This is a genomic window from Burkholderia sp. Ed8 (genome assembly GCF_040761425.1).
Taxonomy (GTDB): Bacteria; Pseudomonadota; Gammaproteobacteria; order Burkholderiales; family Burkholderiaceae; genus Burkholderia; species Burkholderia seminalis.
In genome coordinates this window covers 242,515-266,256 of record NZ_CP142886.1, presented here as the reverse complement: position 1 = coordinate 266,256, position 23,742 = coordinate 242,515, and the positions used below count along the sequence as shown (strand labels likewise).

The 23,742-nt window shown below is 67.0% G+C and carries 21 protein-coding genes; 10 read left to right on the top strand and 11 right to left on the bottom strand.

The genetic code is table 11. The annotated features are described in order from the left end of the window. Positions 1-9: 9 nt before the first annotated feature. Positions 10-801 carry a GIY-YIG nuclease family protein gene (locus VXM69_RS15135; RefSeq protein WP_367189842.1) on the bottom strand — a complete coding sequence of 264 codons (792 nt, stop codon included), beginning with the start codon at positions 799-801 and terminating at the stop codon, positions 10-12. Between the two features lie 49 nt (positions 802-850). Further along, on the bottom strand, positions 851-1,885 hold the full coding sequence (locus VXM69_RS15130; protein WP_069705600.1) for an AraC family transcriptional regulator: 1,035 nt from the start codon (positions 1,883-1,885) through the stop codon (positions 851-853). 151 nt (positions 1,886-2,036) lie between these two features. On the opposite strand from VXM69_RS15130, the gene VXM69_RS15125 reads away from it, so the two are divergent. Then, on the top strand, positions 2,037-4,295 hold the full coding sequence (locus VXM69_RS15125; protein WP_367189841.1) for a glycoside hydrolase family 3 C-terminal domain-containing protein: 2,259 nt from the start codon (positions 2,037-2,039) through the stop codon (positions 4,293-4,295). Between the two features lie 71 nt (positions 4,296-4,366). Here VXM69_RS15125 and VXM69_RS15120 read toward each other — a convergent pair whose 3' ends face one another. Beyond that, on the bottom strand, positions 4,367-5,545 hold the full coding sequence (locus VXM69_RS15120; RefSeq protein WP_367189840.1) for a GNAT family N-acetyltransferase: 1,179 nt from the start codon (positions 5,543-5,545) through the stop codon (positions 4,367-4,369). 100 nt (positions 5,546-5,645) lie between these two features. On the opposite strand from VXM69_RS15120, the gene VXM69_RS15115 reads away from it, so the two are divergent. Both VXM69_RS15115 and VXM69_RS15110 read left to right on the top strand, forming a co-directional pair. After that, positions 5,646-7,376: an NAD+ synthase gene (locus VXM69_RS15115; protein WP_069705598.1), complete on the top strand. Its 1,731-nt coding sequence runs from the start codon at positions 5,646-5,648 to the stop codon at positions 7,374-7,376. Between the two features lie 83 nt (positions 7,377-7,459). Next, complete coding sequence (locus tag VXM69_RS15110) at positions 7,460-7,798, top strand: P-II family nitrogen regulator (protein ID WP_006398637.1); 339 nt, start codon at positions 7,460-7,462, stop codon at positions 7,796-7,798. A 170-nt stretch (positions 7,799-7,968) separates the two neighbouring features. Here the strand turns inward: VXM69_RS15110 and VXM69_RS15105 are convergent, their stop codons facing one another. Together VXM69_RS15105 and VXM69_RS15100 are read right to left on the bottom strand one after the other, a co-directional pair. Next, positions 7,969-9,048, bottom strand: a complete 1,080-nt coding sequence (locus VXM69_RS15105; protein ID WP_049032448.1) for a porin — start codon at positions 9,046-9,048, stop codon at positions 7,969-7,971. Between the two features lie 544 nt (positions 9,049-9,592). Continuing rightward, the gene (locus VXM69_RS15100) at positions 9,593-10,519 is read right to left on the bottom strand and encodes a LysR family transcriptional regulator (protein WP_069705597.1); all 927 of its coding nucleotides are present in this window, start codon (positions 10,517-10,519) and stop codon (positions 9,593-9,595) included. A gap of 133 nt (positions 10,520-10,652) precedes the next feature. On the opposite strand from VXM69_RS15100, the gene VXM69_RS15095 reads away from it, so the two are divergent. After that, positions 10,653-11,150 (top strand): N-acetyltransferase family protein, encoded by a 498-nt coding sequence (locus tag VXM69_RS15095; RefSeq protein WP_367189839.1) that lies wholly within the window; start codon positions 10,653-10,655, stop codon positions 11,148-11,150. Positions 11,151-11,204: 54 nt separating this feature from the next. Here VXM69_RS15095 and VXM69_RS15090 read toward each other — a convergent pair whose 3' ends face one another. The 4 genes from VXM69_RS15090 to VXM69_RS15075 form a co-directional block, all read right to left on the bottom strand. Then, on the bottom strand, positions 11,205-11,984 hold the full coding sequence (locus tag VXM69_RS15090) for an ABC transporter ATP-binding protein (protein ID WP_034186235.1): 780 nt from the start codon (positions 11,982-11,984) through the stop codon (positions 11,205-11,207). 18 nt (positions 11,985-12,002) lie between these two features. Further along, positions 12,003-12,716, bottom strand: coding sequence for an ABC transporter permease (locus VXM69_RS15085; protein WP_034186234.1), 714 nt, complete (start codon positions 12,714-12,716; stop codon positions 12,003-12,005). After that, complete coding sequence (locus VXM69_RS15080; protein WP_034186233.1) at positions 12,713-13,402, bottom strand: ABC transporter permease; 690 nt, start codon at positions 13,400-13,402, stop codon at positions 12,713-12,715. Before VXM69_RS15080 ends, VXM69_RS15085 begins: the two co-directional genes overlap by 4 nt. A gap of 217 nt (positions 13,403-13,619) precedes the next feature. Next, complete coding sequence (locus tag VXM69_RS15075; RefSeq protein WP_034186329.1) at positions 13,620-14,402, bottom strand: ABC transporter substrate-binding protein; 783 nt, start codon at positions 14,400-14,402, stop codon at positions 13,620-13,622. Positions 14,403-14,764: 362 nt separating this feature from the next. Here VXM69_RS15075 and VXM69_RS15070 point away from each other — a divergent pair, with 362 nt between their 5' ends. Further along, positions 14,765-15,463 (top strand): pirin family protein, encoded by a 699-nt coding sequence (locus VXM69_RS15070; RefSeq protein ID WP_034186232.1) that lies wholly within the window; start codon positions 14,765-14,767, stop codon positions 15,461-15,463. Positions 15,464-15,532: 69 nt separating this feature from the next. Here VXM69_RS15070 and VXM69_RS15065 read toward each other — a convergent pair whose 3' ends face one another. Continuing rightward, positions 15,533-16,084 carry a periplasmic heavy metal sensor gene (locus tag VXM69_RS15065; RefSeq protein ID WP_034186231.1) on the bottom strand — a complete coding sequence of 184 codons (552 nt, stop codon included), beginning with the start codon at positions 16,082-16,084 and terminating at the stop codon, positions 15,533-15,535. Positions 16,085-16,308: 224 nt separating this feature from the next. Here VXM69_RS15065 and VXM69_RS15060 point away from each other — a divergent pair, with 224 nt between their 5' ends. Then, positions 16,309-17,034: a response regulator gene (locus tag VXM69_RS15060; protein WP_006493394.1), complete on the top strand. Its 726-nt coding sequence runs from the start codon at positions 16,309-16,311 to the stop codon at positions 17,032-17,034. Continuing rightward, positions 17,018-18,334 carry an ATP-binding protein gene (locus VXM69_RS15055; protein WP_049033472.1) on the top strand — a complete coding sequence of 439 codons (1,317 nt, stop codon included), beginning with the start codon at positions 17,018-17,020 and terminating at the stop codon, positions 18,332-18,334. The genes VXM69_RS15060 and VXM69_RS15055 overlap by 17 nt, the downstream gene beginning before the upstream one ends. Before the next feature lie 42 nt (positions 18,335-18,376). Here the strand turns inward: VXM69_RS15055 and VXM69_RS15050 are convergent, their stop codons facing one another. After that, positions 18,377-18,643 carry a hypothetical protein gene (locus VXM69_RS15050; RefSeq protein WP_027786765.1) on the bottom strand — a complete coding sequence of 89 codons (267 nt, stop codon included), beginning with the start codon at positions 18,641-18,643 and terminating at the stop codon, positions 18,377-18,379. Positions 18,644-19,091: 448 nt separating this feature from the next. Between VXM69_RS15050 and VXM69_RS15045 the strand changes: the two genes are divergently transcribed. From VXM69_RS15045 to VXM69_RS15035, 3 genes are all read left to right on the top strand, one after another. Continuing rightward, a complete protein-coding gene (locus tag VXM69_RS15045; protein ID WP_367189838.1) occupies positions 19,092-20,849 on the top strand; it encodes an ABC transporter permease in 1,758 nt (585 codons plus the stop codon). A 22-nt stretch (positions 20,850-20,871) separates the two neighbouring features. Continuing rightward, the gene (locus VXM69_RS15040; RefSeq protein ID WP_069245685.1) at positions 20,872-22,209 is read left to right on the top strand and encodes an AAA-associated domain-containing protein; all 1,338 of its coding nucleotides are present in this window, start codon (positions 20,872-20,874) and stop codon (positions 22,207-22,209) included. 153 nt (positions 22,210-22,362) lie between these two features. Beyond that, positions 22,363-23,700, top strand: coding sequence for a tyrosine-type recombinase/integrase (locus tag VXM69_RS15035; RefSeq protein ID WP_367190187.1), 1,338 nt, complete (start codon positions 22,363-22,365; stop codon positions 23,698-23,700). The last annotated feature ends 42 nt before the right edge of the window (positions 23,701-23,742 follow it).

Sequence of the window (23,742 nt, the reverse complement as noted above, 5' to 3'; positions counted from 1 at the left end):
CGTGTCTCCTCAGGAGGCCGCGCGGCTTTGTTTTGGGCGCGCGGGTTTCCGGCGTGCGGACGGCGCCGCGGCCGGCGCGGTCTTCGCACGTGTTGCGCGGGGCGGGGCCGCTTCGATGGTTGTCGCGGCCGATGGCCGGCGACGGGCCGGCTCGGAAGCGGCGTTCTTGCGCGTGTTCGCCGCGGGCTGGCCGACGGCGGCCGGGGCCTTCGGTTTCGATGAAGCGGATGCGGGCGGCCTGGTCTTCTTTACCGACATGCCGCGCGACGCGGTCTTTTTTACGGCTGTGGCGCCGTCGGCTTGTGCACGTTTCGCTTCCGGCGCGGCCTTTTTGGCTTTCGTCGCCGCTGGTTTGCGCGTTGCCGCCTTTGCCGGTTTGCCGACTTTCCCGGCCTTCACGTTTTCCGCTGCAGCCGGTTGCGCCGCGGCCGTGTCCGCCAGGTTGTCGGCGTTCTCCGCCTTCGCCTGCTTGCGCCCGCGCGTGCGCACCGGTGAGCCGGCCGCGTCCGCGCTTTCATCGAGCGTCGCCACGACGGGCAACACCGATTCGAGCGTCCGCAACCCGGCCGCCAGCTTCCGCTTCTGCACGGGCGTAAGCCGCTTCACCCAGTATTCCGCCCGCGACGCGCTCGATCGGTCGGGCAGCGGAAACGACGCGAGCACCGCACGCGGCTTGCGCGAGCGCGTGTAGCGCGCGCCCTTGCCGGACGCGTGTTCGTCGAAGCGCGCGGCAACGTCGGTCGTGATGCCCGTATAGACGCTGTCGTCGGCGCATTCGATCAGATACAGAAACCAGGACATGGCAGGGCGGCGGAGTGCGAAGCCGCCAGTGTCTCAGAAAAAACGCGCGTCAACGCCACCGGTCGCCGTGTCCGTCGCGAAAGCGGCTCGGCGCCGCGCCGAGTTCGCGCGTGAAGAAGCGCGTGAACGCGCTCGTCGAACGGAAGCCGACGCGCACGCCGATCTCGCCGATCGGCAACTGCGTGTTCAGCAGCAGGTCGCGTGCTTCGCCCAGTCGTGCCTGCGCGACGAGCGCATGGAACCCGACGGCTTCGCGATGCAGCCGCCGGCGCAGCGTCCAGCGCGACATCGCGAAGCGCGTGCATACGTGCTGCATCAGCGTGTCGGTCGGCACGTCGACTTCGTCGGACGTGCGCAGCCAGTCGCGCACGCACTGCTCGACCGACGAGCCGAACGTCGAGCGTGCCCGCACGCGCTCGCGCGCGGCGTCGGCCGCATGACGCTGGATGCCGGCGAGCGGCGCGTTGTAGCGCTCGAACGGCGTGTCGAGGTGCGTGGAGCGCAGCACGATGCGATTGTGCGCGGCGTCGAACGACATCGGCGCGCCGAGCATGTCGCGCAGCGCGGCGGCGGGCGCGAACGCGCGGCCGGCGAATTCGGCGTCGGCGATGCGTGCGTGCGGATCGTACAGGCGCGCGAGTGCCGCGAGGATCGCGAGGTTGGTGAATGCGCTGCCCGCGTGCCGGCCGTCGCCTTCGTTCACGTACTCGAGCGCGATCGCATCGCGATGCTCGTGCGCGAACACCCAGTCGACGTTGCCGATCAGCTCGCGATAGTGCAGGTAGCCGTGCAGCGCGTCGCGCAGCGTCGCCGCGTTGCACGTGATGCCCGCGAGTTCGGGAAACTGCACGAGCCACGGCACGACTTGCGGCGGCGGGCGACGCCACGACAGCGGCCAGCCGCTCGTCAGCTGCATCGCAGCCACATGCCGGTCGCCCGCGATGCGGCGCGCGTCGTCGGCGAGCTCGGCCGGCCCGATGCCGAGCGTGTCGTAAAGCGGCGCGGGATCGATGCCGTTCGCGCGCGCGTCCTCGCACAGCCAGCGGTAGATCCGTACGGATACCGATTTCTGTTGCAACTCCATGTCTGTCTCCCTGTCGTCATGCCGTTCGGGTTTGTCCCCGCTGCGAGAGGTCAACGCATGCTCCTGCCGGTCAAGCGTGGTGACCGGTCACTTTTTAGACTCGGACGCTGGAGTGTGGCGACAAGTACAACAGAACGATTCTGGAGGATCAATGAAAACTTCGCTGTTCCGGTGTTCGACGATTGCGTCCGCGTGTGCGCTCACGGTGCTGCTCGCGTCGTGCGGCGGCGACGACATCCAGGCGGGCCCGAGCGCGCCGGCCGACCCCGACGCGGCGGCCGACCGGCGCGCGGCCGCGCTCGTCGCGCAACTGACGACCGACGAGAAGCTGCAGCTCGTGCACGGCACGGGCATGCCCGCGCTCGACCTGGGCGGCCCGTTCCCGGCCGACGCGCTGAACGGCGCCAGCTACATCCCCGGCGTGCCGCGGCTCGGCATTCCGGCGGTCAGCAGCGCCGATTCGGCGGGCGGCGTGAACGTGAAGAACGCGCGCGTGACCGCGCTGCCGGCGCCGGTCGCGCTCGCGGCGACCTGGGATCCCGCGCTGGCGGGCACTTACGGCACGCGCATCGCGCTGGAACTGCGCGCGCTCGGTTTCGCGGAAGGGCTCGGCGGCGGCGTGAACCTCGCGCGCGAGCCGCGCAACGGCCGCACGTTCGAATACATGGGCGAGGATCCGGTGCTCGCGGGCACGCTGAGCGCCGCGCGCACGCAGGCGACGCAGGCGCAGAAGGTGATCGCGACGATCAAGCATTTCGCGTTCAACGACCAGGAAACCAACCGGATGACGATCGATTCGGTCGTCGACGAGCGGACCATGCGCGAGGCCGAGCTGCTCGCGTTCGAGATCGGCGTGAAGGACGGTCAGCCGGGCAACGTGATGTGCTCGTACAACAAGCTGAACGGCGTGTATGCCTGCGAGAACCGGTATCTGCTGACGACGGTGCTGAAGAACGAATGGGGCTTCAAGGGCGTCGTGCAGTCCGACTGGGGCGCGACGCACTCGACCGTCGCGGCCGTGCAGGCCGGGCTCGACGAGGAGCAGCCGGGCGCGGCCGACGACGGCAACGCGCCGCTCGGCTCCTACTTCAACTCGAAGCTGCGCGCGGCGCTGCAGGCCGGCAGCGTGTCGGCCGCGCGCCTGAACGACATGGTGCAGCGCAAGCTGCGCACGCTGATCCGCATCGGCGTGATGGATGCGCCGCCGAAGCCGGGCGGTGCGATCGACGAGGCCGCCGGCAACGCCGATGCGCTGGCGATCGCGCGGCAAGCGGCGGTGCTGCTGAAGAACGCGGCCGCGCCCGGCGATGCGCAGCCCGTGCTGCCGCTCGCGGCCGGCGCGCTCAAGTCGGTCGTCGTGATCGGCGGGCATGCGGATGCCGGCGTGCTGTCGGGCGGCGGCTCGGGCGCGGTACCGGCGATCGACGGCAACGCGGTGACGACCTGCGAGCAACCGGCCGGCACGCTGTTCGGCGGCTGCGCGACCTGGTACAAGTCCGCGCCGCTCGCGGCGATCCGCGCGAAGGCGCCGAACGCCTCGGTCAGCTATCTCGACGGGACCGATGCGAATGCCGCGGCGGCCGCGGCCGCGCAGGCCGATGTCGCCATCGTGTTCGCGACGCAGTGGCAAACGGAAGGGCTCGACCTCGCGAGCCTGTCGCTGCCGGATGCGAAGGCCGATCCGTACAACCAGCAATACGACCAGAACGCGCTGATCGCGGCCGTCGCCGCGAAGGCGAAGCGCGTGGTCGTCGTGCTCGAGAACGGCAGCCCGGTGCTGATGCCGTGGCTCGCGAACGTGCACGGCGTGCTCGATGCGTGGTATCCGGGCGCGCAGGGCGGCCAGGCGATCGCCGACCTGCTGTTCGGCGACGCGAATCCGTCGGGCCGGTTGCCGCTGACGTTCCCGAAGCAGGAAGCCGACCTGCCGCAGCCGGCGATCGATCCGTCGCGCACGCAGACCGTCTATGCGGAAGGCCTCGCGTACGGCTATCGCTGGTTCGACGCGAAGGCGATCGAGCCGCTGTTCCCGTTCGGCTACGGGCTGTCGTACACGACGTACGCGATGTCGGGGATGTCGGCTCAGGCCGACGCGGCGGGCAACGTGAAGGTCGGCGTGACGGTGACGAACACGGGCGCGCGTGCCGGTGCGCAGACGGTGCAGATCTACGCGGCGCTGCCCGCTTCGCTCGGCGAGCCGCCGAAGCGGCTCGTCGGCTGGACCAAGGTCGCGCTGCAGCCGGGCGAGGCACGCACGGTCAGCGTCGCGGTGCCGGCGCAGCGCTTCGCGGTATGGGATGCGAATGCGCATGCGTGGCGGATCGGCGCGGGGAGCTACGTGCTGTCGGCCGCCGCGTCGTCGCGCGACCCGCAGGCGCTGTCGCAGACGGTGACGCTCGCCGCGCACTGAGCCGGAGGCGGCCGTGCGTCATGCGGCGAGGCCGGTCGTGGCCTCGCCGCATGACGACGTGCCTGCCGGTGCTATTCGGTGCCGCGCCGGAACGGATCGTGTTCGCGCAACTCGTCGACGTACGCGTGGATATGTTCGGTCTCGCGTTCGAGGAAGCGCGCGACCGCATCGGAAAACGCCGGGTGCGCGAGCCAGTGCGCGGAGTGCGTGACGGTCGGCAGGAAGCCGCGCGCGAGCTTGTGCTCGCCTTGCGCGCCGCCTTCGAACGTGTCGAGCCCGGCCTCGATGCAGAATTCGAGCAACTGGTAGTAGGCCGTTTCGAAATGCAGGCAGGGGACGTGTTCGATCGCCCCCCAGTAGCGGCCGTACAGCGTGCCGCCGCCGTGCTCGCCGCGCCGGTACACGGCGAGCGCGCTCGCGATCGGCCGGCCGTCGGCTTCCGCGATCACGAGCAGCAGGTTCTCGGGCATCGTCGCGCCGATCGTGCGGAAGAAATCGAGGTTCAGGTACGGGCTCGAAAAGTGTTCGCGGTAGGTCTGCCGGTAGCAGCGCGAGAAGAAGCGCCAGTCGGCGTCGGTGATCCGGTCGCCGGTCAGCCGCCGGAACGTCACGCCTGCGGCGTGCACCTTGCGTCGCTCCGCGCGGATGTTCTTGCGCTTCTTCTGCTCGAGCGTGCCGAGGAAGTCGTCGAAGTGACGGTAGCCGTCGTTGAGCCAGTGGAACTGCACGCCTTCGCGCAGCATCATTCCCATCGATTCGAGCAGCCGCGCCTCGTCGCCGGTCGGGAACAGCACGTGCAGCGACGACACGTCGCTCTGCTCGGCGAACGCGAGCAGCGTGGCCGCGAGCCGGCGGCGTGCGTCGTCGTCGGCCGCGAGCAGGCGCGTGCCCTGCACGGGCGTGAACGGCACCGCGCACAGCAGCTTCGGGTAGTAGGGCAGGTCGTTGCGCTGATAGGCGTCGGCCCACGCCCAGTCGAACACGTATTCGCCGTAAGAATGCTGCTTCGCGTAGACGGGCGCGGCGGCCGCGAGGCGGCCGGTGCGCTCGTCGGTCAGCGTGACGAAGTGCGGCGACCAGCCGGTCTCGTCGACCGCGCAGCGCGCGACGTGCAGTGCGTCGAGAAATTCGTGGCGCAGGAACGGCGTCGGCTGCGCGTCGCGGGCGAGCAGCGCGTTCCATTCGTCGGCCGGCACCTCGGCGGGGGACGACAGGATGCCCGTGCGATAATCGATGCGTGCGTGTTTCAAGCGTGAATCCGTACCGTTGGATGTTGCCGGATGCGTGCCGCCGCGGCCCGCGTCCGGTTCGATTTCGTCAGCCGTTCCGGGCGCGCCGCCCGATCCCGCCATGAAGACCCGACTCGCTCTTGCCCAGATCAACGTCACCGTCGGCGATTTCGCCGGCAACGTCGCGCGGATCGTCGCGGCCGCACGCGCCGCGCACAACGATGGTGCGCAGCTGATGGTCGCGCCCGAACTCGCGCTGTCCGGCTATCCGCCGGAAGACCTGCTGCTGCGGCCCGCGTTCTACGCGGCGGCGGCATCTGCGCTCGCTGCCCTGGCCGACGCGCTGAAGGCGTTCGACGGGCTCGCGGTGCTGGTCGGCCATCCGTTGCGCGGTCCGGGCAGGGGGCCGGGCAGCGGTGCGGGCGCCGATCCGCACGCGCCAGCCGTCGATGGTAATGCAAACCGCCCGATCGAGCGCGGCGTGCCGCCCACCGATACCTTCAACGCGGTATCGCTGATCGTCGGCGGGGCAATCGTCGGCACCTACCGCAAGCAGGATCTGCCGAACGCCGAGGTGTTCGACGAGAAGCGCTACTTCGCGACGGACGCCGAGCCGCTCGTGTTCGAGCTGAACGGCGTGAAATACGGCGTGATCATCTGCGAGGACGCGTGGCATGCGTCGGCCGCGCAGATCGCGAAGGCGGCCGGCGCACAGGTGCTGCTGATCCCGAACGGCTCGCCGTACCACATGAACAAGGAAGCGGTGCGCATCGACATCCTGCGCGCGCGGATCCGCGAGACCGGGCTGCCGATGGTGTACGTGAACCTCGTCGGCGGCCAGGACGAGCTCGTGTTCGACGGCGGCTCGTTCGTGCTCGACGCGCAGGGCGCGCTCGTCGCGAAGATGCCGCAGTTCGACGAAGGCCATGCGATCGTCGAATTCGACGGCGCGCGGCCGTTGCCCGGCACGATCGCGCCCGAGCTGTCGACGGATGCGCAGGTGTACCGCGCGCTCGTGACCGGTGTGCGCGACTACATCGGCAAGAACGGTTTTCCCGGCGTGCTGATCGGGCTGTCGGGCGGCGTCGATTCGGCGCTGGTGCTGGCCGTCGCGTGCGATGCGCTCGGGCCCGGGCGCGTGCGCGCGGTGATGATGCCGTCGCGCTTCACGGCCGACATCTCGACCACCGACGCGGCGGAGATGGCGCGGCGCGTCGGCGTGCGCTACGACGAGATCGCGATCGAGCCGATGTTCGACGCATTCCGCGCGGCGCTTGCCGGCGAGTTCGCGGGCCGCGCGGAAGACGCGACGGAGGAGAACATCCAGGCGCGCATCCGCGGCACGCTGCTGATGGCGCTGTCGAACAAGTTCGGCTCGATCGTGCTGACGACCGGCAACAAGAGCGAGATGGCGGTCGGCTACTGCACGCTGTACGGCGACATGGCCGGCGGTTTCGCGGTGATCAAGGACATCGCGAAGACGCTGGTCTACCGGCTCTGCCGCTATCGCAACGCCACGGCCGACTACGGGCTGCGCGACGTGATTCCCGAGCGGATCCTCACGCGCGCGCCGTCGGCCGAACTGCGCGATAACCAGACCGACCAGGACAGCCTGCCGCCGTACGACGTGCTCGACGCGATCATGCGGATGTACATGGAAGAAGACCGGCCGCTCGCGGAGATCGTCGCGGCCGGTTATGCGCAGGCCGACGTCGAACGCGTGACGCGGCTCATCAAGATCAACGAATACAAGCGCCGCCAGGCACCGATCGGCATCCGCGTCACGCATCGCGCGTTCGGGCGCGACTGGCGCTACCCGATCACGTCGCGGTTCACCGAACGTCTCGAGTGAGCCGTGCTGGGCCGGAGGCGGCCCGCAGGCTTACAATCGGGAACGCGATTTTTCATCCAAACGAGCATTGGGGGACAACCACCATGAAACGCATCACCGCCATCATCAAGCCGTTCAAGCTGGACGAAGTCCGCGAAGCGCTCGCCGAAGTGGGTCTCACGGGCCTGACCGTGACGGAAGTGAAGGGTTTCGGCCGCCAGAAGGGCCATACCGAGCTGTATCGCGGCGCCGAATACGTCGTCGACTTCCTGCCGAAGATGAAGATCGAGGTGGTCGTCGCGGAAGCGCAGGTCGACCAGGTGATCGACGCTGTGATCGGCGCGGCGCGGACCGGCAAGATCGGCGACGGCAAGATCTTCGTGTCGGACGTCGAGCGCGTGATCCGCATCCGCACCGGCGAAGAGAACGAAGCGGCCGTCTGAACGCCGTCGTGCGTCGCCGGGCCTGCGCAAGCCCGTGGTTTGCGGGAGCAGGCGCCAAGCCGGCCCGCCCAAGAAAAAACGGTGCGGATACCCGGTTGGGTACCGCACCGATACGCGCCTCTCGCAGCAGCGTGGAAAGTGTTGTCGAATCGTTCTTTGACGGCGCCTGATCAGAACAGGTGCTGGATACCGGCGTAGACGCCGGTCTGGCTGCCGCCCGGATTCGGGTTGCCCGTCGACACGGCCGTGCCTGCACCGTTCGCGTTCAGGCCGAAGTTCGCGTTCTTGCTGTTGCGCACGGTTGCGACCTGCAGGTCGAACAGCGTGCGCTTCGAGATGTTGTACGAGCCGCCGACCGTGTAGATGTTCGCGTTGCCGCCGCCGTGGTTCGCGTTCACGTGATACACGGCTGCGATCAGCGCCGCTGCCGGCGTTGCCTGCCACGTCACGCCGCCCCAGACCTGCTGGGTACCCGTCACGCCGGCGTTCACTGCCGGGCCGCCGCTGCCGTCCGCGCGCGATGCCTGGTAGGCCGCCTGCACCTTGAACTGGCCGAGGAACACGTTCACGCCCGCGAAGTATTCACGCGAGTAGTTGAACACGTCGGAGAAGCGGCCGTTGCTGTCGCGCGTTTCGTCGTAGATGCCGCGCAACTGGAACAGCGAGTTCGTGTAGGTGACCTGACCGCCCATTGCACGGCCCGGTTGGCCGGCCGTCGTGTTGCCGTTGAAGCTGGTCGAGTTCGAGAACGAGAACTGGCCGTAGAAGTCGAGGCCGTAGAGCGACGGCGACTGGTACGACACGTTGTTGCTGGTCTTGTTCCAGTTGCGGCCGCGCACCAGCGAGGCCGTCGACCAGGCCGACTGGCCGAACGGGTCGAAGTCCCACACGCCGTTGGCGATCGCGAGCTCGCGACCCAGCAGCAGCGTACCGTAGCGGTCGTTCGAGATACCGACGGTCGCGAAACGATCCCAGATCGAGCCGCTGAAGCCGCCCGTCATCGTGTTGAACGCGCCTTCGAGGTGGAACAGGACCTTGTTGCCGCCACCGATGTCCTCGCTACCCTTCAAGCCCCACAGGCTCGTGCCCCAGTCGCCGCTTTCCGCGCGCACTTGGTGGCCGTTTTGCAGGCCGTTCAGGTACTCGATGCCCGCATCCAGGCGGCCATACAGCGTGACGCTGCTCTGCGCGTGCGCCGTCACCACCCCAGCAGCCATCAGCGCGGCCGCGACCAAAGCTTTCTTCATCATCTCCTCCATACCCTGTCAAAAAGTCAACCCAGACTGCACGAGATGCCCGGAGCGCGAGCGCCGGGCAAAAGCGGGATAACCAGGGAGACCTCGTGCAGGGCCGGTAAGCGCGGCACGCGGGCAAGCGGACGGAAAACCGTTGAGCGGTCCCGCGCAGCCGGGTCGGCCTGCGGGGTCTCCTTGTAGTGTCGTGAAGCTAAACTACATTTCACGAACTTCGTTTTGCTACTTTGGTTACTAATTTAGCAAAAATACAATTTTGTGGCGATGGAAATCGTTGTTTGACTAACCGCTGTCGCCAAATTGCCATGCAACACGGTGGGCAACAGGTGCACCGAGGGTTGGCGATTAACGGAAAACCCTTGTCCCGCAAGGGAGACACGAATTTTTTGGATAGGGGTCAAGGATTGCCACTATTGACGTTGCGAATGCGCGGGCGTAAGCGCGAAAGTCGCGAAATTGGTAAGTATTTCGTAATGATTCGGGCGGTTTCGGCGAACGCAGGCCGGCGCCTGAAACGCCCGTCGCACAAGGCGCGCGGAACCTAGCGCGGGCCCGGCCGCGCGTCGAGCAACTGCGCGCGAATCCAGCGGTGCGCATCGGTGCGCGCATGCTTCGCGTGCGAGTAGACCTTCACCGTGTAGCGCGGGATCTCGAACGGCGCGGGAAAGATGCGGATCGGCGTCGCGTGCCGCAGGGCCTGCGCGGCGCGGTTCGGCACGGTCATCAGCAATTCGGATTCCGCGATCACGAACGGCGCGGCCAGCACGGTCGGCAACTGCACGGCGACGTGCCGCGCGAGGCCGAGCCGGTCGAGCACGTAGTCGACGACGCCGCGCGATTCGTTCCACGGCGTGACGACCACGTGGCGGGCGGCCAGGTACCGGTCGAGCGTCAGCCGCCGGCGGATCGCCGGATGCGCGGCGCTGGCGATCACGACGTAGTCGTCGGAGAACCAGTCGAAATCCTCGATGCCCGGCGCATCGGCCGCCGATTCCTCGTGATAGCCGAGCGCGAAGTCGATGCGGCCGGCCGCAAGCTCGTCGACGGAGATCTTCCGGTCGGAATGCACGACGCGGATCCGCAGGTGCGGCGCGACGTGCTGGATCCGCGCGAGGAACGCCGGCAGCACCGCGAAGGCCGTGTAGTCGGTCGCGGCGAACACGAACGTGCGGTCGCTTTGCGCGGGATCGAAGCGGCGTGCGCGGGCGAGACCCTTCGACATCGTGTCGAGCGCGTCGCCGGCCCACGTGGCGATGTCGTCGGCGCGCACGGTCGGCTGCATCTCGTTGCCGAGGCGCACGAACAGCGCATCGCCGATCGCGTCGCGCAGCCGCGCGAGCGCGTGGCTCAACGCGGACGGGCTCAACGCGAGCTCGTGCGCGGCCGCCGCGACCGACCGGTGGCGGTACAGCGCGTCGAACACGAGCAGCAGGTTCAGGTCGAGACGGCGCAGGTCGGGATGCATCATGTTCAGGTCTGGATAAAGAAACTGCACTTCCTGCAGTCATTGCGCGAACGTAGCATGACGGTTCGATCGGCGCCAGCGCGCGTACGCGGCGCTGCTTTCTGTTTCAGAACCGGGCCGGAGGAGGGCTCAACCCGTGCAAATCGATATCCGTTGCGCCAGCGTCGCCGACGTGCCGCTGATCCTGCGCTTCATCACCGAGCTGGCCGTCTACGAGAAGGCGGCGCACGAAGTGATCGCGACGCCCGCGTCCCTCGAACGCAGCCTGTTCGGCGATGGGTCGCCCGCGCGCGCGCTGATCTGCGAGGTCGACGGCGAGCCGGCCGGCTTTGCCGTGTATTTCTTCTCGTATTCGACGTGGCTCGCGCGGCAGGGCCTGTATCTGGAGGATCTGTACGTGTCGCCGCGTTTTCGCGGGGCGGGCGCCGGGCTGCGGCTGCTGAAGACGCTTGCACGGATCGCGGTCGAGTCGGGCTGCGGGCGGTTCGAATGGAGCGTGCTCGACTGGAACGAGCCGGCGATCCGCTTCTACGAGAGCGTCGGCGCGGCGCCGCAGAGCGAATGGGTGCGATACCGGCTGGCGGGCGACGCGCTGCGCGCGTTCGCCGACGGCGCGCCGGTGAGCGCCGCGTAAACGCAAAACGGGCGCCGCGGGGCGCCCGTTCGACCGTCGTGCGTTTCGTGCGTGTTACTTGAGGCTGCCCGACAGGAACCCGCGCAGGCGTTCGCTCTTCGGATTGGCAAACACCTCGGCCGGCACGCCTTCTTCCTCGACGCGGCCCTGGTGCAGGAACATCACGTGATTCGACACGTTGCGCGCGAAGCCCATCTCGTGCGTGACGACGATCATCGTGCGGCCTTCCTCGGCCAGCTTCTGCATCACCTTCAGCACTTCGCCCACCAGCTCCGGGTCGAGCGCCGACGTCGGCTCGTCGAACAGCATCACGTCCGGATGCATCGCGAGCGCACGTGCGATCGCGACGCGCTGCTGCTGGCCGCCGGACAAATGCGACGGGTACTGCTTCTCGACGCGCGGCGCGAGGCCGACTTTCTCGAGATACTCGCGCGCGCGGTCCTCGGCTTCCTTCTTCGGGATGCCGAGCACGTTCACGGGCGCTTCCATCACGTTCTCGATCACGTTCATGTGCGACCAGAGATTGAAGTGCTGGAACACCATCGACAGCTTGGTGCGCACGCGCTGCAGCTGTTTCGTATCGGCCGCGCGCAGCGCGCCCGTCTTGTCGAGCGCGGTGCGCACTTCCTCGCCGTCGACGAAGATGCGGCCCGCATTCGGCTGCTCGAGAAAGTTGATACAGCGCAGCATCGTGCTCTTGCCGGAGCCGGACGAGCCGATCACGCTGATCACGTCGCCCGAGTTCGCCCTCAGCGACACGCCCTTGAGCACTTCGTTGTCGCCGTAGCGCTTGTGCAGATCGTCGACGAAAAGCTTCTGAGTCTGGGAGTTCATCAATAGTCCTGCGAAAACTTACTTGCCTTGCGGGCGCAGATACGCGAGCCAGCGACGCTCGGCCTGGCGGAAAAGCCACACGAGCGTGAACGAGATCGCGAGGTAGAGCAGGGCGGCAATGCCGAACGCATGGAACGACATGTAGGTCGCCGAGTTGACGTCGCGCGCGATCTTGAGGATGTCCGGCACGGTCGCGGTGAACGCGACGGTGGTCGCATGCAGCATCAGGATCACTTCGTTGCTGTACAGCGGCAGCGCGCGGCGCAGCGCCGACGGCAGGATCACGCGGCGATACATCGTGAACGGGGACATCCCGTACGCGCGCGCGGCTTCGATCTCGCCATACGACGTCGCCTTGATCGCGCCGGCGAAGATCTCGGTGGTGTATGCGCAGGTGTTCAGCGTGAACGCGAGCAGCGTGCAGTGCATCCCGTCGCGGAAGAATGCATCGAGCACCGGCGTGCCGCGCACGGCCTGCAGGCTGTAGAGGCCCGTGTAGCAGAGCAGCAGCTGCACGTAGAGCGGTGTGCCGCGGAACACGTACGTGTACAGCCATACGGCGCTCGACAGCCACTTCTTCTTCGACACGCGCGCCACGGCGAGCGGTATCGACAGGCAGAAGCCGAGGCCGATCGACACGACGAGCAGCCACAGCGTGATCGCGACACCGGTGATGCGATAGCCGTCGGTGTAGAGATAGTTGCGCCAGTATTCTTGGATGAGTTCGATCATAGGTCAGCCTTGCGGACACCGGTCGAGTAGCGCTTTTCGAGCCACATCAGCACGAAGTTCGAGATCGTCGTGATGGCGAGGTAGACCGCGCCCGCGATCAGCGTGAAGAAGAAGAACCGCAGCGTGCCCTTGCCGGCGTCCTGCGAGGCCTTCACGACGTCGGCGAGGCCGATGATCGACACCAGCGCGGTCGACTTCACGAGCACCTGCCAGTTGTTGCCGATGCCCGGCAGCGCGAAGCGCATCATCTGCGGGAACATGATCCGCGTGAACACCTGCCAGTTCGTCATCCCGTATGCGCTGCCGGCCTCGAGCTGGCCGCGCGGCACCGACAGGAACGCACCGCGGAAGGTTTCGGTGAAGTACGCGCCGTAGATGAAGCCGAGCACGAGCACGCCGGCGAGGAACGGGTCGATGTCGATCTGGTCCCAGCCGAGCGCGTCGGTCGCCATGTTCAGCCAGATCTGCAGGCTGTAGAACAGCAGCAGCATCAGCACGAGGTCGGGTACGCCGCGGATCAGCGTCGTGTAGACGGTGCCGATGCCGTTCGTCACGCGGTTGCGCGACAGCTTCGCGCCTGCGCCGAGCAGCCCCAGCAGGAACGACAGCGCGAGCGAAAGCACCGCCAGTTTGACGGTTTGCCAGGTGCCAGCGAGGATCAGCGGGCCGTAACCTTGTAGAAACATATGTGGTCCTTGACGGCGCACGCGGTGCGCCGCGAAAGACGCGCCCGCCAAGCTGCGCGGAACGCCCCGTGCGTATCATGACCGTCCGCCCCGGCAACGGTGCCGGGCGAGCCCGTCGCGCGAGCGGCGGGCAAGGGGGCGGGCGGCGCGTGGTTGACTGCCTTTACTGCGTGGACACGGGGCCGCCCCCGCATCCGTTGCTTCTTCTTGTCGGCGCTTAGCGGGCCGGCGCCGAATAGACGCTGAACGAGAAGTACTTGTGCGACAGCCGGTCGTACGTGCCGTCCTTGTGCATGTCGGCCAGCGCCCGGTTGATCTTGAGCTTCAGGTCCGTATCGTCCTTGCGCAGGCCGATCGCGGTGCCGTCGCCGATCGTCTTCGGATCCTTCACTTCCGGCCCGGCGAACGCGAAGCCCTTGCCGCGCGGCGTGCGCAGGAAGCCGTAGTCGGCCTGCAGCTCGTCCTGCAGCGTCGCGTCGAGACGGCCCGAGCCGAGATCGGTGTAGACCTGGTCCTGGTTCTGGTAAGGAACGATCGTCACGCCCTGCGGTTCCCAGTACGTCTTCGCGTAGGTTTCCTGCGTCGAACCCTGCTCGACGCCGACACGCTTGCCCTTCAGCGACGCGACCGTCGGCAGCAGCGGCGAGCCGGTCTTCGCGATCATCCGGGCCGGCGCGTCATACACCTTGTCGGAGAAGTCGATCTGCTCGCGGCGCTTGTCCGTGACGGTCAGCGACGACACGATGACGTCGTACTTCTTCGCCTTCAGCGCCGGGATGATCCCGTCGAGATCCTGCGCCACCCACACGCATTTCACGTTGATCCGCTTGCAGATTTCCTTGGTGAGATCGACGTCGAAACCGACGATCTCGCCGCTCGGCGCGGTCGACTCGAACGGCGGGTAGCTGGCATCGACGCCGATCCGCACGGTCTTCCACTCCTTCGCGAAGGCGCTGCCCGCCACGAGGGCGAGGGCGGCGCACAGGGCGGCCTTCTTCATTTCCATCCTTCTGTTGCTGACTTTCCGGGGGCGCTCGCGGCCGGCGGGACCGGGCGCCGCGGCGTATTCTAGACGGCCAAAATTCGCCGGACGGCGCTCTGGCGATGGCGCAGCCGGAACGGCGAACGCCAAAAGGGCGGTATTTTACCCGAACGCGATTCCCGGAAAACGGCAATCCGGCGCGACCGATCGATTCTTCGAATCGGCTGTTGCGGCAATCGAGGTATTGACAACGAATATTTTGACGATTGGTTGCGCGAGCGCAACAATGCTGTGCATTGGCGGCGGATTGTGGCGCGTTCGGTGTCCCCCTACAGTGGCGGTAAACCCGAACAAGTATCTGCCCCCGGAGTGCCCGCGCCATGTTCCAGATCCGCCGCGCCGAAGACCGTTGCCACACGCGCCAAGGCTGGCTCGAATCGAGTCACAGCTTTTCGTCGGCCGGCCGCGCCGCGAACGCGCATCCGCCGGTCGGCGCGCTGCACGTGCTGAGCGAGGACCTGATCGCGCCGACGCGCGGGTTCGGGATGCAGCCGCGTCGCGACGTGGAGATCGTGACCTACGTGCTGGACGGCACGCTCGCGCACCGCGACAGCCTCGGCTGCGGCGCGATCGTCCGCGCCGGCGGCGTCCAGCGGGTGAGTGCCGGGACGGGGCTCGTGCACAGCGAAACCAACGCGTCGCGCGACCGTCCGCTGCATCTGCTGCAGATCTGGCTGCAGCCGGCCGAGCGGGGCGGGCGGCCCGGTTACGAGGAGCGGCATTTCGCCGCCGCCGAGAAACGCGGCCGGCTGCGGCTCGTCGCGGCGCCCGGCGGCGGCGACGGCGCGCTGTCGATGGGGGCGGATGCCCGCATCTTCGCGGGGCTGATCGACGGCGACGAGGGGGTGACCTTCGAGGTCCGCGCGGGGCGCAGCACCTACGTGCACGTGGCGCGCGGCGATATCGAGGTCAACGGCCGCGCGCTGGCCGCCGGCGACGGCGCGCGGATCGGCGGCGTGGACGCGGTGGCGTTCGCGCGCGGCCGGGCGGCCGAAGTGCTGCTGTTCGACGTCGCCTGAAACGAAAAAAGGGACGCGGGCCGGTGCCCGCGTCCCCTTCGGCGCCGCTCCGGGAAGCGGCCCGCCGGCTTACTGCGCCGGCGCCGATGCGCCCTTGGCGGCGCGATGCTGCTCCCAGCGCTCCTTCATCTTCTCGTGACGCTGTTCCATCTTCGCGTACTGCTGCTTGAGCGCCGTGCTGACCGTCGTCTTCTGCTGGTCGTTCAGCCCGTTGTAGAACGTGAGCCACGCAGCCGACGTCTGCTCGCGCAGTTGCGCGTTCTGCGCTTCGGCCTGCTGGCGTGCCGAATGCATCGCGCTCAGGTCGAGGATCGGCTGGTTCTGCTGCGCCTTGAACTGCTCGCGCACCTGCTCGTGGTTCTTGCGCATCGCGTCATGGTTCTGCTTCATCGTGTTGACGGCCGCCTGCCATTGCTGTTCCTGCGACGCGTTGAGCTTCAGTTGGTCGTGCAGTTTCATGATCGCGCCGAACGGGCCGCCTTCGTGCCCGCCGTGCATCTGGTGCATGCCGGGGCCGCCCGGAGGCGGCATGTCGTTGGGCTGCGCGGCATGCGCGGTGCCGAAGGCGAGAGCGAGCACGGCGGCGGCCGCGATGGCCACGCGGGAAGTCTTCTTATACATTTCAGAAACTCCTTGTATCCAAAGGGTCCGGCGATGCGGTGCCGGAAAAGCCGGGTACCGCATCCGGTAAGACGCAGGTTAGCGATGCAGGCTCCGGCCGGTGTTACGTGGGGCGGCGGCCCGGTTACCGTGCATTACAGTTCCCTTGCGCGGTAACCCGCAGTAACCCTTTCGTCCCTTTGTTTCGTTCTTCGACTCCGCCCTCGCGCGGTAAACTTCGAGCCATGACTACCCAGATCCTCATCGTCGACGACGACCAAGAACTCCGAGACCTGCTGCGCGACTATCTCGTGCGCCAGGGGATGGAAGTGTCCGTGCTGCACGACGCGGCGACGCTCGAGAAGCGCCTCGAGCGCGAGCGGCCCGACCTGATCGTGCTGGACCTGATGATGCCGGGCGTGGACGGCCTGACCGCGCTGCGCCAGTTGCGCGCGGCCGGCGACGACATCCCCGTGATCATGCTCACCGCGCGGGCGGACGACGTCGATCGCATCGTCGGGCTCGAACTCGGCGCGGACGACTACCTCGGCAAGCCGTTCAACCCGCGCGAGCTGCTCGCGCGCGTGCAGGCGGTGCTGCGCCGCCGCCGCGCGACGCCGTCGGCGGCAGCGCCCGAACAGCGCGAGCCGTTCGCGTTCGGCCGTTTCCTGCTCGACTTCCAGGCGCGCACGCTGTCGGTCGACGGCAAGCCAGCCACGCTGTCGAGCAGCGAATTCGCGCTGCTGAAGATCTTCGTGAACCACGCGCTGCGCACGCTCACGCGCGAGCGGCTGCTCGAGCTGCTGCACGGGCCCGAGTACGACGGTACCGACCGCGGCATCGACGTCCAGGTGTGGCGCCTGCGCCGCATCCTCGAAACGGATCCGTCGACGCCGCGCTTCATCCAGACGGTGCGCGGGCGCGGCTACGTGTTCGTGCCCGACGGCGAGGCTCATGCGCAAACCCATTGATTCACTGTTCGGGCGGCTGGCGCTGCTCGTCATCGGTGTCCTGCTCCTGTCGCACTTCGCGTGGTTCTTCGCGATGCGGCTCGAGCGCAACCAGATGCAGACGCGTTATGCGGTCGAGGAAGCCGCGTTCCTTGTCGACGCCGTGCGCCAGCACGTCGAGCGCACGCCCGACCAGCCGCTGCCGTCGCGTGTGCGGCTGGTGCCGCCGGACAGCGCCGACGTCCCGAAGGGCGGCGATTCGGCGTTGCCGCCGCCGCTCAAGCGGTTCCGCGACGACGTGAGCGAGCGCATGCCGCCCGGCACGCAGGTCGAGATCGGCACGCCGGGCCATCCGCCCGTGCTGTGGGTGAAGGAGCCGGCCGATCGCAACTGGATCGTGGTGCCCGTGCAGCCGCTGCGGCCGCCGCGCTCGCTCGACCGGATGCTGCTGTGGCTCGGCACGATCTTCTCGGCCGGCGTGATCGCCGCGCTGTTCGCGGCCTGGCAGCTGCAGCAGCCGCTGCGCTCGCTCGCGCGCGCGGTCGGGCGTTTCGGCCGCGGGCAGCCGGTGCCGCCGCTGCGCGAGCGCGGCCCGCGCGAGCTGCGCCAGCTCACGCACGGCTTCAACCAGATGGTGGAGCAGGTGTCGCAGGCCGAGAACGATCGCGCGGTGATGCTGGCGGGCGTCGCGCACGACCTGCGCACGCCGCTGGCGCGAATGCGCCTGCGGGCGGAAATGATGGACGACGCGCGGTTGCGCGACGGCGTCGTGCGCGATGTCGACTCGATGTCGCACATCGTCGACCAGTTCCTGGTGTTCGCGCACGGCGGGTCCGACCGCAGCGAACCGGTGCCGGTCGACCAGGCATGCGAGCGGATCGCGCGCAGCTATCGCGCGGTCGCGCCGAATGCGCCGACGGTCCAGACCCGGCTCGATGCCGATCCGGGTTTCCGGCTGCCGACGGCCACGCTCGACCGGATCCTGTCGAACCTGCTGGACAACGCGCATGCGTATGGCGCACCGCCGGTGCTTGTCGAAACGGCGCGCACGCCGGCCGGCTATGTGTTGTCGGTCAGCGACAGCGGTGGCGGGATTGCGCCGCGCGATCTGGCGGCCGCGACGCGGCCGTTCGTGCGGCTCGACCCCGCGCGCGGCGGGAACGGCCACAGCGGGCTCGGGCTTGCGATCGTCGAGCGGCTGGTGCTCAGGCTGGGCGGGGCGTGCGACATCGGCAACCGCCCCGAGGGCGGTCTGCGCGTCGCGATGACGTTCCCGTTCGAGGCCGTGCCGAAGGACGAACCCCACGCACAGGCCGCGTAGGCGGCTGCGGCGCCTGCCCGGCCGGGCGGGCGCCGCGCGGCGTCATTCGCCGAACAGCGTGCCGAGCGTCTCGGCCGCGTTGCTGTCGATCGTGTTGTAGGTCACGCTGGTGGCCTCGAAGATGTAGACGGTCGTATACCGGCCGAGGCGCTCCAGGATTTCCTCCTGCAGCGATTCCGGCACGACGTTCATATTCAGGTACCATGCGGTCGACGACAGCCGCGTCTGGAACGACCCGTACTCCTGCATCAGTTCGTAGAACGCGTCGGCATCCTGATCGCGGCAGACGATCACCAAGTTTCCTGCCATTCCCTTTCCTCCCGCTCGTCGGTCGATCCCCAAGGGGGCTAGCCCCGATCATACCCGCTTCACCGTATTCGGCCCCTGATGTCCGACACGGTTTGCGCCCGTGTGGGGCTGGCGGGTTCCCGGCCGGGCCGGATCACGGCATAATTCGGGCCTGCTGCCGGCCGAAGGACTCAGGCCGGGCTGCTCCGTACCGCGCACCGGCCGTCCGCCCGCGCGTCGGGCACGATCGGTGCACCGACCCCGGACGGTTGAACCTGAAATACAGGTTGGTGTAGTGTCGTGCCGTCGCGGGCCGACTCGCCCCCGGGAGCGCGGGCGCAGCGTGCACGCACGGCGCATCGCGCGTGCGCGAGATCGTCAGTCAATCGAGAATTACCGCGCCCGTGCGCTTTGCCATGAATCAACATCGACTGCCGGCTTCGTTCGGCCTTACCGGGGAGGGCGCCTGATGAATGTCGGATTCTTCAATCCGAACCGGACCGCCAACGCGTCCGCGTGGCGCGTTCTGCCGAACCGTTGGGACTTCATCGCGTTTCCGCTGATCATCTGCCTGATCGCGATGGCGGTCGTCGGTTTCCACGAAACGATGGCGCCGATCGGCACGCTGCAGACGCAGAAGATCTCGCTCGACCCGTCGAACCTGCCCGAATACGCGTTGCGCACCACGCTACGGATGCTCGCGGCGATGGTCGCGTCGCTCGCGTTCACGCTCGTCTACGGCACGCTCGCGGCCAAGAGCCGTCGCGCGGGCATGGTGCTGATCCCGATCCTCGACATCCTGCAGTCGGTGCCGGTGCTCGGCTTCATCTCGTTTACCGTCACGTTCTTCCTCGCGCTGTTCCCGAGCCGCGTGCTCGGCGCCGAGCTCGCGGCGATCTTCGCGATCTTCACGAGCCAGGCGTGGAACATGACGTTCAGCTTCTACCAGTCGCTGCGCACGGTGCCGCGCGATCTGGACGAAGTGTCGCGCGGTTTCCACCTGACGTCGTGGCAGCGCTTCTGGAAGCTCGAAGTGCCGTTCTCGATGCCGGGCCTGATCTGGAACATGATGATGTCGATGTCGGGCGGCTGGTTCTTCGTCGTCGCGTCGGAGGCGATCACGGTCGGCAACCAGACGATCACGCTGCCGGGCATCGGCGCGTATCTCGCGCAGGCGATCTCGGACAAGAACTTCGGCGCGATCGGCTGGGTGATCCTCACGATGACGGTCGTGATCCTCGCGTACGACCAGTTCCTGTTCCGGCCGCTCATCGCGTGGGCCGACAAGTTCCGGATGGAGAACACCGCGTCGGGCGATGCGCCGCAATCCTGGCTGCTCGACCTCGTGCGCCGCACGCGCCTGATTCATCAGCTGCTCGTGCCGGCCGGCTGGTTCTTCGCGAAGGCCGCACGGATTCCGCTGCGCCTGCCGCTGTCGGGCGCGATGCGGTTTTCGCTGCCGCGCGTCGAGAAGAAGGCGTCGCGCACCGTCGACATCGCGTGGGCGATCCTCGTGCTGGTCGGCACGGCCTACATCGTGTGGCGCGTCGTGAGCTTCGTCGCGACCGGCGTGACGATGGCCGAGGTCGGCCACGTGATCACGCTCGGGCTCATCACGCTGCTGCGCGTGGTCGTGCTGATCTCGATCGCGTCGGTGATCTGGGTACCGATCGGCGTATGGATCGGGCTGCGCCCGAAGCTGGCCGAGAAGCTGCAGCCGCTCGCGCAGTTCCTCGCCGCGTTCCCGGCCAACCTGCTGTTCCCGGTGTTCGTGATCGTGATCGCACGCTTCCACCTGAACGCGGACATCTGGCTGTCGCCGCTGATCGTGCTCGGCACGCAGTGGTATATCCTGTTCAACGTGATCGCCGGTGCCACGTCCTACCCGAACGACTATCGCGAAGCGGCGACGAATTTCCGCATCCGCGGCTGGCAGTGGTGGCGGCAGGCGATCCTGCCCGGCATCTTCCCGTACTACGTGACCGGCGCAATCACCGCGTCGGGCGGCGCATGGAACGCGAGCATCGTGTCGGAAGCCGTGCATTGGGGCAACACCAAGATCGAGGCGCACGGCCTCGGCGCGTACATCGCGCAGACCACGGCCGCCGGCGATTTCCCGAAGATCATCCTGGGCATCGCCGTGATGTCCCTGTTCGTCACCTTGTTCAACCGCCTGCTGTGGCGGCCGCTGTATGCTTTCGCCGAAGCGAAGCTGCGGCTCGACTGAGATCGATTGAGAGCGAAACGCGATGCACAATCCGAATGCTGTAAACGCCCCCGTCCAGACGTCCCAGCCGCCGCGCCTCGGTGAGGAAATCCTGCGCGTCGATCACGTTTGCCGCGGCTTCAACAAGACGCAGGGCGAATTGCTCGTGCTCGACGATGCGAACCTGTCGCTGCGCGAAGGCGAGATCGTCGGGCTGCTCGGCCGTTCCGGCTCGGGCAAGTCGACGCTGCTGCGCATCATCGCCGGCCTGATCGAACCGACCGGCGGCGAGGTGACCTACCTCGGCAAGCCGCTGACCGGCCCGGCCGAAGGCGTCGCGATGGTGTTCCAGACCTTCGCGCTGTTCCCGTGGCTCACCGTGCTGCAGAACGTGGAAGCCGGCCTCGAGGCGCTCGGCGTCGGCGCGCGCGAGCGGCGCGAGCGCGCGCTGGCCGCGATCGACCTGATCGGTCTGGACGGCTTCGAGAACGCGTACCCGCGCGAGCTGTCGGGCGGCATGCGCCAGCGCGTCGGTTTTGCGCGTGCGCTCGTGGTCGATCCGACGATCCTGCTGATGGACGAGCCGTTCTCGGCGCTCGACGTGCTGACGGCCGAAACGCTGCGTACCGACCTGCTCGATCTGTGGACGCAGGGCCGCATGCCGATCAAGTCGGTGCTGATCGTCACGCACAACATCGAGGAGGCCGTGTTCATGTGCGACCGGATCCTCGTGCTGTCGTCGAACCCGGGCCGCGTGATCGCCGAGATCAAGGTGCCGTTCAAGCATCCGCGCAACCGGCTCGACCCGGCGTTTCGCAAGCTGGTCGACGACATCTACGCGAAGATGACGGCGCGCCAGACCGGCGAGGCGACGAAGAAGGGGCTCGAACTCGGCAGCTGGCTGCCGCAGGTGTCGACCAACCTGATGGCCGGCCTGATCGAGACGCTCGCGATGGCGCCGTACCACGGCCGCGCGGACATGCCGGAAATCGCGCGTACGCTGCATCTGGAAGTCGACGACCTGTTTCCGATCGCCGAAGTGTTGCAGTACCTCGGTTTCGCGGACGTGCGCGAAGGCGATGTGTTCCTGACGCCGCCGGGGCGCGTGTTCGCGGAATTCGGCACGCAGGAGCGCAAGCTGATGTTTGCCGATCACCTGCTGAAGCACGTGCCGCTGGCGGCCCGGATCAAGAAGGTGCTGAACGAGCGCCCGGGCCATCGCGCGCCGCGCGTGCGCTTCGAGCAGGAGCTGGAGGATTCGCTGTCGGACGGCGCGGCCGAGGAAACGCTCGACGCGGTGATCGACTGGGGCCGTTACGGCGAGATCTTCTCGTACAACGACCAGACCGAGATCTTCAGTCTCGAGGACGTCGAGTCCTGAAGTCTACGCATGGGTGTATGTGGTTTGACATCCGTTTTGGTGAAAAAAACTATAAAAAACAATGACTTGATTGGAGGTGCGTCAATTTCCATATTGACGTAGATCCCTTTGTGTCCGCACAATTTGCCTACATGGTGCCTACTTGAGGCGATGATGGCAAAGCAAAGTTTTACTGCGGCGCGGGTTGATGGTTTCGTGTGCGAGCCAGGCAAGCAACAGACGATCCACTGGGACGCTAAGACGCCCGGTTTGGGGTTGCGTGTGACTGCGGCAGGTACGCGTGCCTATGTTTTTGAGTCACGGCTGTTTGGCAAAACCGTTAGGGTGACGATTGGCGACGCTCGTGCTTGGGATCTTGGCAGGGCGCGTGTTGAAGCCAGCAAATTGAAAACGCTGGTTGACGAGGGCAAAGATCCGAGAGAAGTAAAAGCTGACCAGCGGGCTGCCCACGAAGCTCGACGGGCCGAGGCTCGCCGGAAGGATGTGACTTTTGGTGATGCGTGGGACGACTACATTGGAAAGCGGAAGTCGTTCTGGGGCGACCTGCATTACCGCGATCATCTCCAGCACGGTAGCATCGGTGGTCAGCCCCGGAAGAGTGGTTCGGGTGCGCGGAAGGCGGGACCGTTGGCGTCGTTGCGCTCGGTCAAGCTGTCTGACATGACGGGAAAGTGCATTAGCGAATGGCTGCGCTTGCAGTCAATGGACCGTCCGACCGTATCCGCACTCTCTTTTCGCTTGCTACGAGGCTTTATTCGATGGGCGGCTGACACGCCAGCTTACGCTGGAATCATTCCAGCAGATGCCTATTCGTCGCGAGCGGTGAAAGAGGTCGTGCCGCGCGTCAAAGCGAAAGAAGGTGATTCGCTCCAGCGCGAACAACTCATGGCTTGGTTCGGTGCGGTACAGAACGTTGAGAATCCGGTCATCAGTGCGTATCTGCAGGGTCTTTTGATAACTGGTGCGCGACGGGAGGAGTGGGCGTCACTTCGCTGGGAAGATGTCGATTTTCAGTGGCGGAGTCTTGTCCTTGACGACAAGATGGAAGGTTCTGGGGGGAGAACAATACCGCTGACTCCATATCTGGCGGGGCTGCTGTTGAACCTGAAGCGATTGAATGAGATGCCGCCAAGTGATCAGAAAATTACCCGGATGGCGGCAAAAGGCCAGCAGTGGAGTCCATCACCGTGGGTCTTCTCGAGCACCAAAGCGGCTGACGGCAAGATTGCAGATCCCGGCATTGCGCACCGAAAAGCACTGGTGGCCGCCGGCTTGCCGCATGTGACGCTGCACGGACTTCGCCGCTCGTTCGGGACGCTGTCGGAATGGGTGGAAGTGCCGGTGGGTGTCGTTGCGCAGATCCAAGGGCATAAGCCATCCGCGATCGCCGAGAAGCACTACCGTCGACGCCCACTCGATCTGCTGCGTATGTGGCACGATAAGATTGAGTCCTGGATGTTGGAGCAGGCAGGTATCAGCTTGCCACAGTAGTCGGCGAAGCTGTGTAAGGGCAGAACTTGGCGCCGGCTCCGC

Bases quoted from the DNA above. Each gene is read 5' to 3' on its own strand.
- VXM69_RS15135 (WP_367189842.1), bottom strand. From the start codon at position 801: ATGTCCTGGTTTCTGTATCTGATCGAATGCGCCGACGACAGCGTCTAT.
- VXM69_RS15130 (WP_069705600.1), bottom strand. From the start codon at position 1,885: ATGGAGTTGCAACAGAAATCGGTATCCGTACGGATCTACCGCTGGCTG.
- VXM69_RS15125 (WP_367189841.1), top strand. From the start codon at position 2,037: ATGAAAACTTCGCTGTTCCGGTGTTCGACGATTGCGTCCGCGTGTGCG.
- VXM69_RS15115 (WP_069705598.1), top strand. From the start codon at position 5,646: ATGAAGACCCGACTCGCTCTTGCCCAGATCAACGTCACCGTCGGCGAT.
- VXM69_RS15110 (WP_006398637.1), top strand. From the start codon at position 7,460: ATGAAACGCATCACCGCCATCATCAAGCCGTTCAAGCTGGACGAAGTC.
- VXM69_RS15105 (WP_049032448.1), bottom strand. From the start codon at position 9,048: ATGATGAAGAAAGCTTTGGTCGCGGCCGCGCTGATGGCTGCTGGGGTG.
- VXM69_RS15100 (WP_069705597.1), bottom strand. From the start codon at position 10,519: ATGATGCATCCCGACCTGCGCCGTCTCGACCTGAACCTGCTGCTCGTG.
- VXM69_RS15090 (WP_034186235.1), bottom strand. From the start codon at position 11,984: ATGAACTCCCAGACTCAGAAGCTTTTCGTCGACGATCTGCACAAGCGC.
- VXM69_RS15085 (WP_034186234.1), bottom strand. From the start codon at position 12,716: ATGATCGAACTCATCCAAGAATACTGGCGCAACTATCTCTACACCGAC.
- VXM69_RS15080 (WP_034186233.1), bottom strand. From the start codon at position 13,402: ATGTTTCTACAAGGTTACGGCCCGCTGATCCTCGCTGGCACCTGGCAA.
- VXM69_RS15075 (WP_034186329.1), bottom strand. From the start codon at position 14,402: ATGAAGAAGGCCGCCCTGTGCGCCGCCCTCGCCCTCGTGGCGGGCAGC.
- VXM69_RS15070 (WP_034186232.1), top strand. From the start codon at position 14,765: ATGTTCCAGATCCGCCGCGCCGAAGACCGTTGCCACACGCGCCAAGGC.
- VXM69_RS15065 (WP_034186231.1), bottom strand. From the start codon at position 16,084: ATGTATAAGAAGACTTCCCGCGTGGCCATCGCGGCCGCCGCCGTGCTC.
- VXM69_RS15060 (WP_006493394.1), top strand. From the start codon at position 16,309: ATGACTACCCAGATCCTCATCGTCGACGACGACCAAGAACTCCGAGAC.
- VXM69_RS15055 (WP_049033472.1), top strand. From the start codon at position 17,018: ATGCGCAAACCCATTGATTCACTGTTCGGGCGGCTGGCGCTGCTCGTC.
- VXM69_RS15050 (WP_027786765.1), bottom strand. From the start codon at position 18,643: ATGGCAGGAAACTTGGTGATCGTCTGCCGCGATCAGGATGCCGACGCG.
- VXM69_RS15045 (WP_367189838.1), top strand. From the start codon at position 19,092: ATGAATGTCGGATTCTTCAATCCGAACCGGACCGCCAACGCGTCCGCG.
- VXM69_RS15040 (WP_069245685.1), top strand. From the start codon at position 20,872: ATGCACAATCCGAATGCTGTAAACGCCCCCGTCCAGACGTCCCAGCCG.
- VXM69_RS15035 (WP_367190187.1), top strand. From the start codon at position 22,363: ATGGCAAAGCAAAGTTTTACTGCGGCGCGGGTTGATGGTTTCGTGTGC.